The 17386-nt window shown below is 39.8% G+C and carries 12 protein-coding genes, 9 tRNA genes and 4 rRNA genes; 3 read left to right on the top strand and 22 right to left on the bottom strand.

Translation table 11 applies throughout. The annotated features are described in order from the left end of the window. Window positions 1-12: 12 nt before the first annotated feature. From ACMGE9_RS07160 to ACMGE9_RS07150, 3 genes are read right to left on the bottom strand one after another with little or no spacing between them, the layout of a single operon-like run. Complete coding sequence (locus ACMGE9_RS07160; protein ID WP_414044466.1) at window positions 13-1029, bottom strand: protein arginine kinase; 1017 nt, start codon at window positions 1027-1029, stop codon at window positions 13-15. Continuing rightward, window positions 1013-1405 (bottom strand): UvrB/UvrC motif-containing protein, encoded by a 393-nt coding sequence (locus ACMGE9_RS07155; RefSeq protein ID WP_414042125.1) that lies wholly within the window; start codon window positions 1403-1405, stop codon window positions 1013-1015. Before ACMGE9_RS07155 ends, ACMGE9_RS07160 begins: the two co-directional genes overlap by 17 nt. 12 nt (window positions 1406-1417) lie before the next feature. Then, entirely contained in the window at window positions 1418-1879 is a 462-nt protein-coding gene (locus ACMGE9_RS07150) for a CtsR family transcriptional regulator (protein ID WP_414042124.1), read from the bottom strand. Between the two features lie 189 nt (window positions 1880-2068). Here ACMGE9_RS07150 and ACMGE9_RS07145 point away from each other — a divergent pair, with 189 nt between their 5' ends. Continuing rightward, window positions 2069-3298 (top strand): NupC/NupG family nucleoside CNT transporter, encoded by a 1230-nt coding sequence (locus tag ACMGE9_RS07145; RefSeq protein ID WP_414042123.1) that lies wholly within the window; start codon window positions 2069-2071, stop codon window positions 3296-3298. A 46-nt stretch (window positions 3299-3344) separates the two neighbouring features. On the opposite strand, the gene ACMGE9_RS07140 is transcribed toward ACMGE9_RS07145, so the two are convergent. The 3 genes from ACMGE9_RS07140 to pdxS all read right to left on the bottom strand — a co-directional run bounded on the left by ACMGE9_RS07140 (window position 3345) and on the right by pdxS (window position 5528). Continuing rightward, the gene (locus ACMGE9_RS07140; protein WP_414042122.1) at window positions 3345-3998 is read right to left on the bottom strand and encodes a nitroreductase family protein; all 654 of its coding nucleotides are present in this window, start codon (window positions 3996-3998) and stop codon (window positions 3345-3347) included. A gap of 73 nt (window positions 3999-4071) precedes the next feature. Then, window positions 4072-4641, bottom strand: a complete 570-nt coding sequence (pdxT, locus tag ACMGE9_RS07135) for a pyridoxal 5'-phosphate synthase glutaminase subunit PdxT (RefSeq protein ID WP_414042121.1) — start codon at window positions 4639-4641, stop codon at window positions 4072-4074. Then, window positions 4641-5528: a pyridoxal 5'-phosphate synthase lyase subunit PdxS gene (gene pdxS, locus ACMGE9_RS07130; RefSeq protein ID WP_414042120.1), complete on the bottom strand. Its 888-nt coding sequence runs from the start codon at window positions 5526-5528 to the stop codon at window positions 4641-4643. The genes pdxT and pdxS overlap by 1 nt, the downstream gene beginning before the upstream one ends. Window positions 5529-5636: 108 nt before the next feature. Between pdxS and ACMGE9_RS07125 the strand changes: the two genes are divergently transcribed. Together ACMGE9_RS07125 and ACMGE9_RS07120 are read left to right on the top strand one after the other, a co-directional pair. Continuing rightward, entirely contained in the window at window positions 5637-6974 is a 1338-nt protein-coding gene (locus ACMGE9_RS07125; RefSeq protein WP_414042119.1) for a PLP-dependent aminotransferase family protein, read from the top strand. 15 nt (window positions 6975-6989) lie between these two features. Beyond that, on the top strand, window positions 6990-7883 hold the full coding sequence (locus ACMGE9_RS07120; protein WP_414042118.1) for a nuclease-related domain-containing protein: 894 nt from the start codon (window positions 6990-6992) through the stop codon (window positions 7881-7883). 160 nt (window positions 7884-8043) lie between these two features. On the opposite strand, the gene rrf (ACMGE9_RS07115) is transcribed toward ACMGE9_RS07120, so the two are convergent. The 16 genes from rrf (ACMGE9_RS07115) to folK all read right to left on the bottom strand — a co-directional run bounded on the left by rrf (ACMGE9_RS07115) (window position 8044) and on the right by folK (window position 17384). Further along, a 5S ribosomal RNA gene (rrf, locus tag ACMGE9_RS07115) occupies window positions 8044-8158 on the bottom strand. A gap of 92 nt (window positions 8159-8250) precedes the next feature. Continuing rightward, window positions 8251-11172, bottom strand: a 23S ribosomal RNA gene (locus ACMGE9_RS07110). A gap of 145 nt (window positions 11173-11317) precedes the next feature. Then, window positions 11318-11394 (bottom strand) — tRNA-Ile (locus ACMGE9_RS07105). Between the two features lie 176 nt (window positions 11395-11570). Next, window positions 11571-13124 (bottom strand): 16S ribosomal RNA (locus ACMGE9_RS07100). Between the two features lie 135 nt (window positions 13125-13259). Continuing rightward, window positions 13260-13335: transfer RNA gene (locus ACMGE9_RS07095), tRNA-Ala, on the bottom strand. A 15-nt stretch (window positions 13336-13350) separates the two neighbouring features. Continuing rightward, window positions 13351-13424, bottom strand: a tRNA-Pro gene (locus ACMGE9_RS07090). A 13-nt stretch (window positions 13425-13437) separates the two neighbouring features. Further along, a tRNA-Arg gene (locus tag ACMGE9_RS07085) sits at window positions 13438-13511 on the bottom strand. A 17-nt stretch (window positions 13512-13528) separates the two neighbouring features. After that, a tRNA-Leu gene (locus ACMGE9_RS07080) sits at window positions 13529-13617 on the bottom strand. Window positions 13618-13632: 15 nt separating this feature from the next. After that, a tRNA-Gly gene (locus ACMGE9_RS07075) sits at window positions 13633-13707 on the bottom strand. Between the two features lie 26 nt (window positions 13708-13733). Next, window positions 13734-13809: transfer RNA gene (locus tag ACMGE9_RS07070), tRNA-Lys, on the bottom strand. A 6-nt stretch (window positions 13810-13815) separates the two neighbouring features. Then, window positions 13816-13891: transfer RNA gene (locus tag ACMGE9_RS07065), tRNA-Thr, on the bottom strand. An 11-nt stretch (window positions 13892-13902) separates the two neighbouring features. Next, window positions 13903-13978 (bottom strand) — tRNA-Val (locus ACMGE9_RS07060). 12 nt (window positions 13979-13990) lie between these two features. Continuing rightward, window positions 13991-14105: ribosomal RNA gene (rrf, locus tag ACMGE9_RS07055) — 5S ribosomal RNA — on the bottom strand. Together the 16S, 23S and 5S rRNA genes with 9 tRNA genes alongside form the textbook arrangement of a ribosomal RNA operon. A gap of 286 nt (window positions 14106-14391) precedes the next feature. After that, a complete protein-coding gene (gene lysS / locus ACMGE9_RS07050; protein ID WP_414042117.1) occupies window positions 14392-15879 on the bottom strand; it encodes a lysine--tRNA ligase in 1488 nt (495 codons plus the stop codon). A 4-nt stretch (window positions 15880-15883) separates the two neighbouring features. Further along, window positions 15884-16897 (bottom strand): tRNA dihydrouridine synthase DusB, encoded by a 1014-nt coding sequence (gene dusB, locus ACMGE9_RS07045; protein WP_414042116.1) that lies wholly within the window; start codon window positions 16895-16897, stop codon window positions 15884-15886. Window positions 16898-16907: 10 nt separating this feature from the next. After that, window positions 16908-17384 (bottom strand): 2-amino-4-hydroxy-6-hydroxymethyldihydropteridine diphosphokinase, encoded by a 477-nt coding sequence (gene folK / locus ACMGE9_RS07040; RefSeq protein WP_414042115.1) that lies wholly within the window; start codon window positions 17382-17384, stop codon window positions 16908-16910. Window positions 17385-17386 lie beyond the last annotated feature (2 nt).

Below are 17386 nucleotides of genomic sequence, written 5' to 3'. Positions count from 1 at the left end.
TTTTTATCCTCCTTACAAATGCTCTCTTAGCATTTGTGCTCTTTTTTCTTCTATATTTCTATTCTCCGGATACAATTTATCAATAAATGGTGCTTGAATTGCAACCATTAACTCATTAAATCTAAAGGGGGTATCTTTAATGATACCCATATCTATGCCGAGTTTAATTTCACTTAATCTCAAGCTTGCTTCTTCTACAGTAATCTTTTGACTATACTTCAATATACCCAAACTTCTGTAAATTCTATCGATAGTTTCAATATGGTCATAGTTATTCATTCGTTTACGCATATTGATTTCTTCTTCTATTATTTGTTCAACGACTTGTGTTAAATCATCAATAATACTCTCTTCCGATTTACCAAGAGTAAGTTGATTCGACACCTGGTACACATGACCTAAAGCTTGTGTGCCCTCACCATAAATACCACGAATAGTAAATCCAAATCGATTAATCGTCTGTGCAATACGTGTCATACGTTTCATTATCGAAAGGCCAGGTAAATGTAACATCACACTTGCTCGAATACCTGTTCCTATGTTGGTAGGACATGTTGTTAAGTAACCATAATGTTCATCATAAGAAATCATTAATTTTTCATCAAGTATTTTATCTATGTTGCGCGCACGTTCATATAAATGATGCAACGATAAATCATTTCCTAACACTTGAATACGAATATGATCTTCTTCATTGACCATAATACTTTCTGATTCATCTTCATTGATGAAGACAGCACCATGCTTTGTTTCCATTAATTCCTTACTCATTAAATGTTTTACGACGAGCATTTGACGCTCTTTCATTGGCGTTTCTGACATTTTGATTAATTCATAATCTTTCGCGAGTACACCGGACACTTCATCGATTACCTTTTCTGCTGTTCCTTCTGAATACATCATCGGGTGAACAAAGTTCTCTAAGTTACGCGCAAGTCTGATACGTGAACTTAATATAACGGCAGGTTCATCTGCTGATTGCATCCAATCACTCAATATATTCTGGAGATGTTCATTCAACATTTGTATCCCCACCTTCTTTCAGCGCACGAATTTCATCACGTACAACAACTGCTTCTTCAAATGCTTGTGTATCGACTAATATCTTTAATTTATTTTCTAACGCTTCAATTTTTTTCTTTAGAGCAATCTTCTCTTGTGATTTATGTGGTGTTACACCCACGTGTTGTAAATTACCCGCTTGCACACGTTCAATCACTTGCGGTACATAATCGCTAAATGTGTTATAACATTCATGACAACCAAATTTACCGATGTGTAATGCTTCTCGCAACGTCAGCCCACAATTAGGACATTTATCCGGTGTATGTGCTGCATGGAACTCTCCACTATTCAATAAGTGTTTGAGTAACTGATTCATTGAAAACTCTTCTTCGTATTGCATACAATCTCTCCTTTAGCTGTAATGAACGATTTTGAGCACATTTCTCAAAATATTAGCACGAATATAATCCCGATATGGTACATCGACCATCAAAACATCACGATGCATAGTTGATAGTAATATTTTTCTCTCTCGTTCACTGATTAACTCATTTTGAAATAATCCTTCTATAATATGTTCAGCATTTTGTTGAGTAATTTGTTGACCCGTTAATTCAATTAAATGTTTAATAAATGCTGCCTTGTCATTTGATTCTATCTTGGTAATACGAATGTAACCTCCACCACCACGTTTACTTTCGATCTGATAACCATGTTCGTTTGTGAAGCGTGTTTTAATTACATAGTTCAGCTGTGATGGAACACAGTCGAACTTTTCTGCAATATGCGCACGTTTAATCTCTACAACATCATCTTGCGCTTCAGAAAGGAGTTGTTTTAAATATTGTTCAATTATATCTGACATATTGTGCATGACATCACCCACCTTTGACCTTCTTTGACTTTATTATATTTAATTGACCTTTTTAACGCAAATAATATGTTTGACCTTTGTTGATGAACAAATGTTCATAGTTTTGTTGAAAAAATGTTTAGCGCTTTCATTCTTAGTGTAGTATGATATTTATAGTTTAGAAATAATAATTTTCAAAGGAGAGATTTCATGAATTATATTATCGGTATCGTTGGTATTGTTGTTTTTTTACTACTTGCATGGATTATGAGTTCAGATAAAAAAGGTGTGAGATGGCAGTACATTGGATTAATGATGGCTATTCAATTCTTACTGGCATTCTTATTACTGAAAACAACGGGAGGTATCTTCTTAGTAGAAGGTTTGGCTAAAGGATTTGGCTATTTATTAGGTTATGCTGAACAAGGTGTAAACTTTGTATTTGCGGGATTAGAAAACCCAGCAGTTGGCAAAGTACCTGCAGCATCAACTTTCTTCTTAGATGTGTTATTACCGATTACATTTATCTCAGCATTAATCGGGATTCTACAATACTTAAAAATCTTACCGTTCATTATTAAATATTTAGGATGGATTATTTCTAAAGTAAATGGTATGGGTAAGTTAGAATCATTTAATGCAGTAGCTGCTGCGATCTTAGGACAATCAGAAGTATTTATTTCAATCAAGAAACAATTACCTTTCATTCCGAAACACCGTCTTTACACATTGACTGCTTCAGCAATGAGTACTGTTTCATTATCTATCGTTGGAGCATATTTCTCAATGATTGAACCGAAGTATGTTGTAACAGCGATTATCTTAAACTTATTTGGTGGATTCATAATTGCTTCAATTATCAATCCATATACTGTATCAGCTGAAGAAGAAAATGCTGTAATTATGGGAACACAAACAGAAGAAAAGAAACAGTCATTCTTCGAAATGCTTGGAGAATATATTTTGGATGGTTTTAAAGTTGCAGTTATTGTAGCTGCCATGTTAATTGGTTATATTGCACTAATCGCTATGCTTAACGGTATCGTTGACGCATTTACACCTGGTGAAGTGAACTTCCAAACTATTTTAGGTTATGTATTTGCGCCACTTGCATTCTTAACAGGTATTGCTTGGGATGACGCTGTTCGTGCTGGATCTATTATGGCAACTAAACTTGTATCTAACGAATTCGTTGCAATGTTAGACATACAATCAATCGTTAAAGGGAACACTGGAGAATTATCAGAACGCGCAATCGGTATCGTGTCAGTATTCTTAGTATCATTTGCAAACTTCTCATCTATTGGTATTATCGCTGGTGCGATTAAATCATTAAATGATGAACAAGGTAACGTTGTGGCACGTTTCGGACTTAAACTATTATACGGTGCAACACTCGTATCATTTATTTCTGCAACAATCGCTGGATTCTTCTTATAATCTAAAAAAACTCCAATGCAGTTTTGCATTGGAGTTTTTGCGATTTTTAATTGCCAATTGTACCGTTTTCCACGAAATCGTAACTAATAATTTCTTCCACTTCATGTCTACTCGAATTGTGGGATGCTTTAACACCTTTACCAATCGCAATAAACATTACTGGAATATAACGGTTGGTATCTATATTGAGTGCTTGTAATACTTCTTCACGTTCAAATCCACCAATTGGATTCGTATCATAATCGTACTCCTTTGCAACTAACATCAATTGCATCGCTGCAAGATTCGCATCCATAATGCCTTGTTGCTCAAAGAAAGAATGTGGTCCATTTGCTACAAGTTGTTGAACGATTGGTGTATTCTGAGCAGCAACCTCATCTGACATATATCCAAGTTCAACATTTTTATTCATAATTTTTTCAACATCATCAATATGATTATTATCAGATAATACTAAGATAAAAGCTGCACTAGTTTCTAACTGATACGTATTAAAGCGCACAAGGTCTTTAATTGCAGCTTTTGCCTCATCTGATTCAACAATGACAAAGCGCCAAGGTTGTAAGTTAATTGATGAAGGTGCTTTTGTAGCGAGTTGAATCATTTCTTTCATTGTTTCATGTGGAATTTTTATATTTGGATCAAATCCTTTTACAGATTGACGGGTATTAATTGCGTCAACTAAGCTTAAATTTTTCATTATATTGCACCTCTTTCTTAGAGCAATATAACACACCATAAAAACATTGAAAAAATTTTAGCTCAAATGAATATTAATGTGCATTTTTCATTATGATTTCTTCTATGAAATAATTCATTATCTTTATATCATTAGTGAGTTCTGGGTGGAATGAGATACCTAAATGATTATCCTGACGAACAGCAACTATTCTTCCTTCAACTTCACTTAATACTTCAACATTGTCTCCCACCGCAACAATATGTGGTGCACGAATAAATATAGCATTCACATGATTTTCAATACCTAAAACATCCAAATCGGCTTCAAAGCTATCCACTTGTCGACCGAATGAATTACGTTCTACGGTAATATTCATTTTCTTTAAGTGCCCTTCTTCATAACCTACTATGTTTTCAGCAAGTAAAATTAAACCTGCACATGTACCGTACATCGGCAAATCACTTTCGCGTAAAACTTCAGTAAATCCGTATAAGTCCATCAATCGACGCATCGTAGTTGATTCTCCACCAGGTAACACTAATCCTTCAATACCATCCAGATCTTCAATGCGTTTAATTAGTTTTGGTGTGTGTCCGCATATCTCAATATGACGCGCATGCTCACGCACCGCACCTTGTAAAGCTAAAATTCCAATTTGCATTACCAACCACGCTCTTGCATTCTTTCTTCTAATGAAAGTTTATGCACGTCTAAACCTTTCATTGCGGCACCTAATTCTTTAGATAACTCACCGATTAATTTGTAATCTTGGTAGTGTGTTGTTGCTTGTACGATAGCTTTCGCAAATTTTTCTGGGCTTTCTGATTTGAATATACCAGAACCCACGAATACACCGTCAGCGCCTAATTCCATCATTAGTGCAGCATCCGCAGGTGTAGCTATGCCACCCGCCGCAAAGTTTACAACGGGTAATTTACCTAACGCTTTTATTTCTTTTAATATTTCATATGGTGCTCCTAAGATTTTAGCTTCTGTCATGATTTCATCATCGCTCATTACAGTTAGTTTACGAACTTGCGCATTCACTTTACGTAAGTGACGTACAGCTTCTACAATATTCCCTGTCCCAGGCTCACCTTTTGTACGCAGCATCGCAGCACCTTCACCGATACGACGCGCCGCCTCACCTAAATCACGGCATCCGCAAACAAATGGTACTGTGAAATCGTCTTTCTTTAAATGAAATTCTTCGTCCGCTGGTGTTAATACTTCAGATTCATCAATATAGTCAACACCCATTGCTTCTAATACACGTGCTTCAGTAATATGACCAATACGACCTTTCGCCATAACTGGAATTGATACTGCATTCATTACTTCTTCAATAATACGTGGATCAGCCATGCGTGCAACCCCACCTGCCGCACGAATATCACTTGGCACACGTTCTAATGCCATTACTGCAACTGCTCCAGCAGCTTCAGCAATTCTTGCTTGCTCAGCATTAACAACATCCATAATAACGCCGCCTTTTTGCATTTCAGCCATACCACGTTTAACTTTATCTGTTCCTAGAATTTTACTCATTATTACACCCCTGAATAGTCTGAATTTTTGTTTACATTGATTAATGTAACGTAATTTTTGGTATTATAAAAGTGTCAGATTTTAATAAGTTTAAGGGGTCAGATTAATATGGAGATGCTTACTTATCGTTTTTTAGATGGCGCATATTTATATACACAGCTATACCAATTTATAAAAGAAGATATTTTAAGTGGAAAGATGCAATTTAATGAAAAGTTACCTTCCAAAAGAAAGTTAAGTAGCCATTTAAACTTAAGCTTAACGACAGTAGAAATTGCATATCAACAACTCTTAGATGAAGGTTATATATATTCTAAGCCTAAAGTCGGCTTCTTTGTTGAAGATATTCAAACGATTCATACAATACCGAAAGAAACTGTAGTATTAGAAGAAACACTACATATTAAAGATAAGATTTCCTTCAAGATTGAAGATAGTCATATTAAATCATTTCCTTTTCAAAAGTTTCGTAAATATGCCCGTGATGCTTTTGAAGCAGAACAATTTGATTTATTAGAACGTGGTGATATACAAGGAGAGTTAAGTTTGCGTAATGAGATTCGTAGATACTTATATCATTCACGTGGCGTCAATTGTAGTAATGAACAAATTATCATTGGTAGCTCAACCGAACAATTGTTTACACTATTGACGCGAATTTTAGGTGACCGTAAATATTATATAGAGAACCCAGGCTACCCTTTGATAAAGAAAGTACTGAAATATGAAAATAGAGACTACATTAAAATGGATATCGATGCTGACGGTATTATCGCAAGTAAGTTACGTGATCAAGGTAGTATTGTTCATGTGACACCGAGTCATCAATTCCCTACAGGTGTAGTGCTAAGCGCGAAGCGCCGCATTGAATTGTTAAAGTGGGCGGATAATGGTGACAGGTTTATTATTGAAGATGATTATGATAGTGAGTTCCGATATAAAGGCCGACCATTGAAAGCTTTACAAGGTATGAGTGCGAGTGACAAAGTAATTTATATGAGTACATTTTCGAAATCAATTTTCCCAAGTATTCGTGTAGCTTATATGGTGTTGCCGAGGGTGTTATTAGAAAAATATTTTACTCTAGATAATAAACCTAACAATACTGTACCTAAGCATATGCAATTTATGATTACTGAGTTTTTAAAAGATGGAGAGTTTGAACGTAATATTAATCGAATGCGTAAAATATATAAGAAAAAATTAGAGCTCACTTTAGATTTAATTGAAAAGCATTTACATGATTATAAGATATACGGAAGTGATGCCGGCATGCATTTTGTATTAGAGACGAGTGAGAAATTAAACACTCGAGGCATCGATATCAATACCATTCAAGATTATTATGAAGGATTGGATTCAAAATACCGTAATCAATATATCATTGGCTTCGGCAGTTTTGAAGATGATAAAATAGAAGCGATTATTAAGTCTTTATTGAATTAAATCGTGGAGGCACGCATGCTACTTAAACGACACCATAGAACATTCTATTATCAATATTTATGTAAGTTGAACGGTCGCATTATATTTGAAGATCTTGATTATCAAAACTTAAGACAGTACTTGAAAGGTTTTGAAGGTGAATATGCATTTTTCGAATATATTAAAGATTTTAAGCAGTTAGTTCGTATATGGGATTTAACTTTAGATATATTTGGCACAGCACAGTATGACTTTATATTTGTAGCCAATGATACTTTGATTCATATTGATATTAAAAACTATACAGGGTTGTATCGATTTGATAATGGGAATTTCATTAGTCAGAAAGGAAACGTACATCAAGGATTACTAAGTCAGTTGGATAGAGCACATCGAAAATTAGAACAGTTTATTAAGTTACACACGTTTGAATATAACGTAAGTAGCAGAATTCTATTTGTAAATCCTGAGTTTAAGTTAAAAGGTTATAACGGAAATGAGAAGATTGTATTTTTTAACCAAATGACCGATGTGATTAGCTATTTGAAGACTCTCGTATCTAATGATGTAGATTTGAAGTTAGGATTATTATTAGTTGATCATCATGTTGAAAAAGAGTACAATCGCGTACATTATTATGATTATGAATTTATCGAAAAAGGTGTGAAATGTCTTAAATGTGGCTCGTTTGGGATGTTTGAAGAAAAATCTCAACGAACGATGAAATCTATATGTGGTCATCAAGTTGGAAAAAAAGAATATATTATTGAGGCAATAGAAGATATAAATTTGTTTAAGAACGGTAGTTTTACAAGAAAAGAATTAGAAGAATATACAGGTGTGAATGGGGCGACTCTTAAAAGATACTTGAGTGTATATTGCAACAAGATAGGTAGTACCAAAAGTGCACGATATCAATACAAAAAATAATTGAGTGAGCGAAATAATACATAATCCGCTCACTCAATTATTTTTTTCAACTAATATTAATGTGCGAGTGAGCGAATTATACGATATTTCGCTCACTCACAACAATATACATATTATAAATTCAAACAAAAAAGAGACCCCGAAGGATCTCTTATGGATTGCCCGGCAACGTCCTACTCTCGCAGATCGTAAGACCAACTACCATCGGCGCTAGAGAGCTTAACTTCTGTGTTCGGTATGGGAACAGGTGTGACCTCTCTGCCATCGTCACCAGACAAATGAAAGATAATAAATTATACTTTCAAAACTAGATAAGTAAGAAGAAATTAGATATTACTCGGCAATCCCGAATAAAAAATCTATAAAATTGATTAAGTCTTCGATCGATTAGTATTCGTCAGCTCCATACATTACTGTACTTCCACCTCGAACCTATTAACCTCATCATCTTTGAGGGATCTTATAACCGAAGTTGGGAAATCTCATCTTGAGGGGGGCTTCATGCTTAGATGCTTTCAGCACTTATCCCGTCCATACATAGCTACCCAGCTATGCCGCTGGCGCGACAACTGGTACACCAGAGGTATGTCCATCCCGGTCCTCTCGTACTAAGGACAGCTCCTCTCAAATTTCCTACGCCCACGACGGATAGGGACCGAACTGTCTCACGACGTTCTGAACCCAGCTCGCGTACCGCTTTAATGGGCGAACAGCCCAACCCTTGGGACCGACTACAGCCCCAGGATGCGATGAGCCGACATCGAGGTGCCAAACCTCCCCGTCGATGTGAACTCTTGGGGGAGATAAGCCTGTTATCCCCGGGGTAGCTTTTATCCGTTGAGCGATGGCCCTTCCATGCGGAACCACCGGATCACTAAGTCCGTCTTTCGACCCTGCTCGACTTGTAGGTCTCGCAGTCAAGCTCCCTTGTGCCTTTACACTCTGCGAATGATTTCCAACCATTCTGAGGGAACCTTTGAGCGCCTCCGTTACTCTTTAGGAGGCGACCGCCCCAGTCAAACTGCCCGCCTGACACTGTCTCCCACCACGATAAGTGGTGCGGGTTAGAAAGTCAACACAGCCAGGGTAGTATCCCACCAACGCCTCCACGTAAGCTGACGCTCACGTTTCAAAGGCTCCTACCTATCCTGTACAAGCTGTGCCGAATTTCAATATCAGGCTGCAGTAAAGCTCCACGGGGTCTTTCCGTCCTGTCGCGGGTAACCTGCATCTTCACAGGTACTATGATTTCACCGAGTCTCTCGTTGAGACAGTGCCCAAATCGTTACGCCTTTCGTGCGGGTCGGAACTTACCCGACAAGGAATTTCGCTACCTTAGGACCGTTATAGTTACGGCCGCCGTTTACTGGGGCTTCAATTCGTAGCTTCGCGAGATGCTAACCACTCCTTTTAACCTTCCAGCACCGGGCAGGCGTCAGCCCCTATACGTCACCTTACGGTTTTGCAGAGACCTGTGTTTTTGATAAACAGTCGCTTGGGCCTATTCACTGCGGCTCTTCAAGGCTTGCACCCTAAAAAGCACCCCTTCTCCCGAAGTTACGGGGTCATTTTGCCGAGTTCCTTAACGAGAGTTCGCTCGCTCACCTTAGAATTCTCATCTTGACTACCTGTGTCGGTTTGCGGTACGGGCACCTAATTTCTAACTAGAGGCTTTTCTTGGCAGTGTGAAATCAACGACTTCGCTACTATAATTTCGCTCCCCATCACACCTTGATCTTAATGAATACCGGATTTGCCTAATATTCAATCTCAGTGCTTGGACGTACATAACCAACAGTACGCTTCGCCTATCCTACTGCGTCCCCCCATCGTTCAAACAATCTTAGGTGGTACAGGAATATCTACCTGTTATCCATCGCCTACGCCATTCGGCCTCGGCTTAGGTCCCGACTAACCCAGAGCGGACGAGCCTTCCTCTGGAAACCTTAGTCAATCGGTGGACGGGATTCTCACCCGTCTTTCGCTACTCACACCGGCATTCTCACTTCTAAGCGCTCCACATGTCCTTACGATCATGCTTCGATGCTGCTTAGAACGCTCTCCTACCATCCTTACGGATCCACAGCTTCGGTAATATGTTTAGCCCCGGTACATTTTCGGCGCAGCGTCACTCGACTAGTGAGCTATTACGCACTCTTTAAATGATGGCTGCTTCTAAGCCAACATCCTAGTTGTCTGGGCAACGCCACATCCTTTTCCACTTAACATATATTTTGGGACCTTAGCTGGTGGTCTGGGCTGTTTCCCTCTCGACTACGGACCTTATCACCCGCAGTCTGACTCCCGTGTTAAATTATTTGGCATTCGGAGTTTGTCTGAATTCGGTAACCCGAGGGGGGCCCCTAGTCCAAACAGTGCTCTACCTCCAATAATCATCACACGAGGCTAGCCCTAAAGCTATTTCGGAGAGAACCAGCTATCTCCAGGTTCGATTGGAATTTCTCCGCTACCCACACCTCATCCGCTCACTTTTCAACGTAAGTCGGTTCGGTCCTCCATTCAGTGTTACCTGAACTTCAACCTGGACATGGGTAGATCACCTGGTTTCGGGTCTACGACCTGATACTCATTCGCCCTATTCAGACTCGCTTTCGCTACGGCTCCACATATACTGCTTAACCTTGCATCAAATCATAACTCGCCGGTTCATTCTACAAAAGGCACGCCATCACCCATTAACGGGCTCTGACTACTTGTAAGCACACGGTTTCAGGTTCTATTTCACTCCCCTTCCGGGGTGCTTTTCACCTTTCCCTCACGGTACTGGTTCACTATCGGTCACTAGAGAGTATTTAGCCTTGGGAGATGGTCCTCCCGGATTCCGACGGAATTCCACGTGTTCCGCCGTACTCAGGATCCACTCAGGAGAGAACAACTTTTCGACTACAGGGCCTTTACCTTCTATGGCTGACTTTTCCAAAGTCATTCGTCTAAATTGTTCCTTTGTAACTCCGTATTGAGTGTCCTACAACCCCAAAGAGCAAGCTCTTTGGTTTGGGCTCTTCCCGTTTCGCTCGCCGCTACTAAGGGAATCGAGTTTTCTTTCTCTTCCTCCGGGTACTTAGATGTTTCAGTTCTCCGGGTGTGCCTTCTCATATACTATGTATTCATATATGGATAACATGACATAACTCATGCTGGGTTTCCCCATTCGGAAATCTTTGGATCAAAGCTTACTTACAGCTCCCCAAAGCATATCGTCGTTAGTAACGTCCTTCTTCGGCTTCTAGTGCCAAGGCATCCACCGTGCGCCCTTAATAACTTAATCTGTTATTAATAATTGTGATGTTTATACATAAATGTATAAACGCGCGATTTTTTTAAGAATTCAAATATGAACTCACTCGGTTTTGCTTGGTAAAATCTTTTATTTCTTCTTACTTTATCTAGTTTTCAAAGTACAATAATTAAAATGGTGGGCCTAAATGGACTCGAACCATCGACCTCACGCTTATCAGGCGTGCGCTCTAACCAGCTGAGCTATAGGCCCGTTTTAATTTTGAATAATCTATTCCACAAAAGGTACGTTCTTGCTTGCGCAAGTGCATAAGACCAATACACAATCGAAGATTGCCATTGTTCTAATAAACATTCAAAACTGAATACAATATGTCAATGTTAATCCCTATCAAATCTTAAAGATTTGATTTCCGTAATTATCCTTAGAAAGGAGGTGATCCAGCCGCACCTTCCGATACGGCTACCTTGTTACGACTTCACCCCAATCATCTGTCCCACCTTCGACGGCTAGCTCCTAAAAGGTTACTCCACCGGCTTCGGGTGTTACAAACTCTCGTGGTGTGACGGGCGGTGTGTACAAGACCCGGGAACGTATTCACCGTAGCATGCTGATCTACGATTACTAGCGATTCCAGCTTCATGTAGTCGAGTTGCAGACTACAATCCGAACTGAGAATGGTTTTATGGGATTTGCTTGACCTCGCGGTTTTGCTGCCCTTTGTACCATCCATTGTAGCACGTGTGTAGCCCAAATCATAAGGGGCATGATGATTTGACGTCATCCCCACCTTCCTCCGGTTTATCACCGGCAGTCTCTCTAGAGTGCCCAACTTAATGATGGCAACTAAAGATAAGGGTTGCGCTCGTTGCGGGACTTAACCCAACATCTCACGACACGAGCTGACGACAACCATGCACCACCTGTCACTTTGTCCCCCGAAGGGGAAAGCTCTATCTCTAGAGTTGTCAAAGGATGTCAAGATTTGGTAAGGTTCTTCGCGTTGCTTCGAATTAAACCACATGCTCCACCGCTTGTGCGGGTCCCCGTCAATTCCTTTGAGTTTCAGTCTTGCGACCGTACTCCCCAGGCGGAGTGCTTAATGCGTTAGCTGCAGCACTGAGGGGCGGAAACCCCCCAACACTTAGCACTCATCGTTTACGGCGTGGACTACCAGGGTATCTAATCCTGTTTGATCCCCACGCTTTCGCACCTCAGCGTCAGTTACAGACCAGAGAGCCGCCTTCGCCACTGGTGTTCCTCCATATCTCTGCGCATTTCACCGCTACACATGGAATTCCACTCTCCTCTTCTGTACTCAAGTCTCCCAGTTTCCAATGACCCTCCCCGGTTGAGCCGGGGGCTTTCACATCAGACTTAAGAGACCGCCTACGCGCGCTTTACGCCCAATAATTCCGGATAACGCTTGCCACCTACGTATTACCGCGGCTGCTGGCACGTAGTTAGCCGTGGCTTTCTGGTAAGGTACCGTCAAGGTACGTTCAGTTACTAACGTACTTGTTCTTCCCTTACAACAGAGTTTTACGATCCGAAAACCTTCTTCACTCACGCGGCGTTGCTCCGTCAGACTTTCGTCCATTGCGGAAGATTCCCTACTGCTGCCTCCCGTAGGAGTCTGGGCCGTGTCTCAGTCCCAGTGTGGCCGATCACCCTCTCAGGTCGGCTATGTATCGTTGCCTTGGTGAGCCGTTACCTCACCAACTAGCTAATACACCGCGGGTCCATCTATAAGTGACAGCAAAACCGTCTTTCACTTTTGCTTCATGCGAAGCTAAATATTATCCGGTATTAGCTCCGGTTTCCCGAAGTTATCCCAGTCTTATAGGTAGGTTACCCACGTGTTACTCACCCGTCCGCCGCTAAAATCGAGAGATGCAAGCATCTCTGTCAATTCGCTCGACTTGCATGTATTAGGCACGCCGCCAGCGTTCATCCTGAGCCAGGATCAAACTCTCCATAATAGTTTGTTTGATAATGCTCTTTTGATTGCTTGAGGCAATCACTCTTGGGAGTGAACTAAGTCCACTCAAATTATTGGAATTAACGTTGACATATTGTCATTCAGTTTTCAATGTTCATTTTTAAATAATTTTTAATGGTGGAGACTAGCGGGATTGAACCGCTGACCTCCTGCGTGCAAAGCAGGCGCTCTCCCAGCTGAGCTAAGCCCCCAAATTATTAAGTAAGTCGGGAAGACAGGATTCGAACCTGCGACCCCTTGGTCCCAAACCAAGTGCTCTACCAAGCTGAGCTACTTCCCGTTTATTTAAAAAACGCGCCCGAGAGGAGTCGAACCCCTAACCTTTTGATCCGTAGTCAAACGCTCTATCCAATTGAGCTACGGGCGCAAAAAAATAAAATTAAATGGTGCCGAGGACCGGAATCGAACCGGTACGGTAATCACTTACCGCAGGATTTTAAGTCCTGTGCGTCTGCCAGTTCCGCCACCCCGGCATTTAATTTTCTTAATGGAGCGAAAGACGGGATTCGAACCCGCGACCCCAACCTTGGCAAGGTTGTATTCTACCACTGAACTACTTTCGCATTATTAAGTTTTACTATTAAAATAATGGTGAGCCATAGAGGATTCGAACCTCTGACCCTTTGATTAAAAGTCAAATGCTCTACCAACTGAGCTAATGGCTCTGGAAATGGTGCCGGAAAAAGGACTTGAACCCTCAACCTACTGATTACAAGTCAGTTGCTCTACCAGTTGAGCTATTCCGGCATAATATAAAATGGTGGAGGATGACGGGCTCGAACCGCCGACCCTCTGCTTGTAAGGCAGATGCTCTCCCAGCTGAGCTAATCCTCCTGGGTATATATTGCCCGGCAACGTCCTACTCTCGCAGATCGTAAGACCAACTACCATCGGCGCTAGAGAGCTTAACTTCTGTGTTCGGTATGGGAACAGGTGTGACCTCTCTGCCATCGTCACCAGACAAATTTTCAATACTTATATAAGTATAACAGCTTCGAAGATTATTTCAATAGTAAATTTTACACTGTGTTCATGAACTTTACAATTGATTAACTTTCTTAATACGCGTCACTTGTCATAAGCGACTTTTTAATAATACGCAATCCGTTGACTAAAGTCAACGTTTTTCCTCAACTTTTTTTCATTTTTCTAGAAGTAAGTCAATTCTGATAATTTAACACATAAAAGAAACGCTCAAAAACACTGAAATAACAGCGTTTTTGAGCGTTTTATATTTTAAGTTTTGCTTATTTATGTCTCATATATGGGAATAATAGTACATCTCGGATAGATGCACTGTTTGTCAGTAACATCACTAAACGGTCGATACCGATACCTAATCCGCCAGTTGGTGGCATACCATATTCTAATGCTTCGATATAATCTTCATCCATTTCATGTGCTTCATCGTTACCTGCAGCCTTTTCTTCCATTTGTGCTAAGAATCGTTGTTTTTGATCGATTGGATCATTTAACTCAGTGAATGCATTAGCATGCTCACGACGTACAATAAATAACTCAAAACGATCAGTGAAACGCGGATCCTCTGGATTTTGTTTTGCAAGCGGTGATACTTCCACTGGATGCCCATATATAAATGTAGGTTGCACTAAATTTTCTTCTACTTTTTGCTCAAAGAATTCGTTTAATACATGACCATATTTCATATTCGGTTTTACTTCAACACCATGTTCTTTTGCAAGACTATGAGCTTCTTCGTCTGATTTCACTTCATAGAAATTAACACCAGTATATTCTTTAACAGCATCCACCATATGCCATCTTCTCCACTTCGGAGCTAACTCAATTGATTCTCCAGCATAATCTACAGTTGTAGAGCCAGTTACTTTTTCTGCGATATGTGCTACCATTTCTTCAGTTAAATCCATAATATCATTATAGTCAGCATATGCTTCGTATAATTCAATCATTGTGAACTCAGGGTTGTGACGCGTAGATATACCTTCATTACGGAATACACGACCGATTTCATAAACTTTTTCTAATCCACCAACAATTAGACGTTTTAAATGTAACTCAATTGCGATACGCATATATAATTCCATGTCTAACGCGTTGTGATGCGTTACGAATGGACGCGCAGCAGCACCTCCAGCGATTGTATGCATCATTGGTGTTTCCACTTCTAAGAAACCTTTTGCATTTAAGTAACTACGCATTTCTTGAATGATTTTACTGCGTGTTATGAATACTTGTGTTGATTCTTCGCTTGTAATTAAATCTAAATAACGTTGACGATAACGTTGTTCAACGTCTTGTAGTCCGTGGAATTTATCCGGTAATGGACGAAGTGCCTTAGATAACATTGTAAACGACTTAGCTTTAACAGATAATTCTCCAGTGTTTGTTTTGAACATCACACCTTCAATACCAACGATATCACCTAAATCTGCATTGTTCCATAATTCAAACTGTTCGTCGCCAACTGCATCTTTACGTACATAAATTTGAATTTGTCCGTCTAAATCTTTAACATGAGCAAATCCTGCCTTACCTTTTCCACGCTTCGTCATTATACGACCAGCAAAAGATACGTGTGACTCTTCTTCTTTGTCATGTAATTCTTCTTTAGAAAATTCATCCCATTCGCCTTTTAAAGATGCTGATGTTGCAGTTCTTTCGAATTTTTGGCCAAATGGATCGATTCCTTGGTCTAATAAGTCTTGCATTTTTTGACGACGTACCAACATTTGGTCGTTTAATTCTTCTGTCATTTGATTACACTCCTTCTACAATTTTAAGTTCTTCTTTTTTCTCAGCTTCAATAATATATTCCTCGAATGATTTAAGTATATCAACTAATTCATCGCGTGTCTCAGCTACATTAATTAACTTACGTGCTTTACCGTTTCCACGTATCCCTTTTAAGTACCAAGAAGCATGTTTACGCATTTCCATAACAGCCACTTTTTCACCCTTAAGTTCAATTAAGCGATCTAAATGTAGTGTTGCGACTTTCATTTTTTCAGAAATATGTGGTTCCGGCATTAACTCACCTGTTTCTAAATAATGTACAGTGCGATATATCATCCATGGATTTCCTAAAGCTTCTCGACCAATCATCACTGCATCAACACCTGTTTCATCAAGCATCTTCTTCGCAAGTTCAGGACTTGTCACGTCGCCGTTACCAATTACAGGAATATTAACCGCTTCTTTTACTTGGCGTATTACATCCCAATCTGCATGTCCTTCATACATTTGGACACGTGTTCTACCATGAACTGCGATGGCAGATGCCCCTGCTTTTTCAATCATTTTTGCATTTTCTACTGCATAAATATGTTCATCATCCCAACCGATACGCATCTTCACAGTAACTGGTTTATTTACTGCCTCTACGACTGCTGATACCATTTCATAAATTTTAGGGGGATCAAGCAACCATCTCGCACCCGCTTCACATTTAATGATTTTTGAAACGGGGCACCCCATATTGATATCAATGATGTCAGCTGTTGTGTTTTGATCAACATATTTAGCTGCTTCAACTAGAGTTTCTTTCTCACCGCCAAAAATTTGTAACGATAACGGTCTTTCGTTCTCATCGATATAAAGCATCTTCATTGTCTTTTCATTGTTGAAAAGAATCGCTTTGTCACTAACCATTTCAGCACACACTAAACCTGCACCAAATTCTTTTACTGTTAATCTAAATGCCGCATTACACACACCAGCCATTGGTGCCAGTACGACTTTATTATTTATCTCAATATCTCCAATTTTCCACATATCTTTACCCTCACTTATAAATTCTTACGTCCGGGTCCAAAGTTACAATTTCACTTACCTTTTGATTCAGCACTGGATGCATTGCATCTGGTGCAATTTCATTCAACGGAATCAATACAAAACTACGTTCATGCATATAGGGATGCGGGACTTTTAATCGTTCGCTATCAATCACTTCATCACCGAATAAAATGATATCTAAATCTATCGTTCGCGGTCCCCAATGAATTTTACGCACACGGTTTAACTTCAATTCTATCGCTTGTATTGCATCGAGTAATGCAAGCGGCTCTAAATTTGTTGCGATTTCTGCTGCACCATTTAAAAAATCATCCTGTGCTACACCACCAACAGGGGCTGTTTCATATAGCATCGACACTTTTGTTACTACAGTATTCGGAATATGGTTCAATAAAATCAAAGCATCATGTATTTGTTGTGCCCTATCGCCCAAGTTACTGCCAAAACTAATATAAACAATCGTCATAA

The organism is Macrococcus animalis (genome assembly GCF_047425875.1).
GTDB classification, from domain to species: Bacteria; Bacillota; Bacilli; order Staphylococcales; family Staphylococcaceae; genus Macrococcoides; species Macrococcoides animalis.
This window is presented reverse-complemented; position numbering and strand designations above follow the sequence as displayed.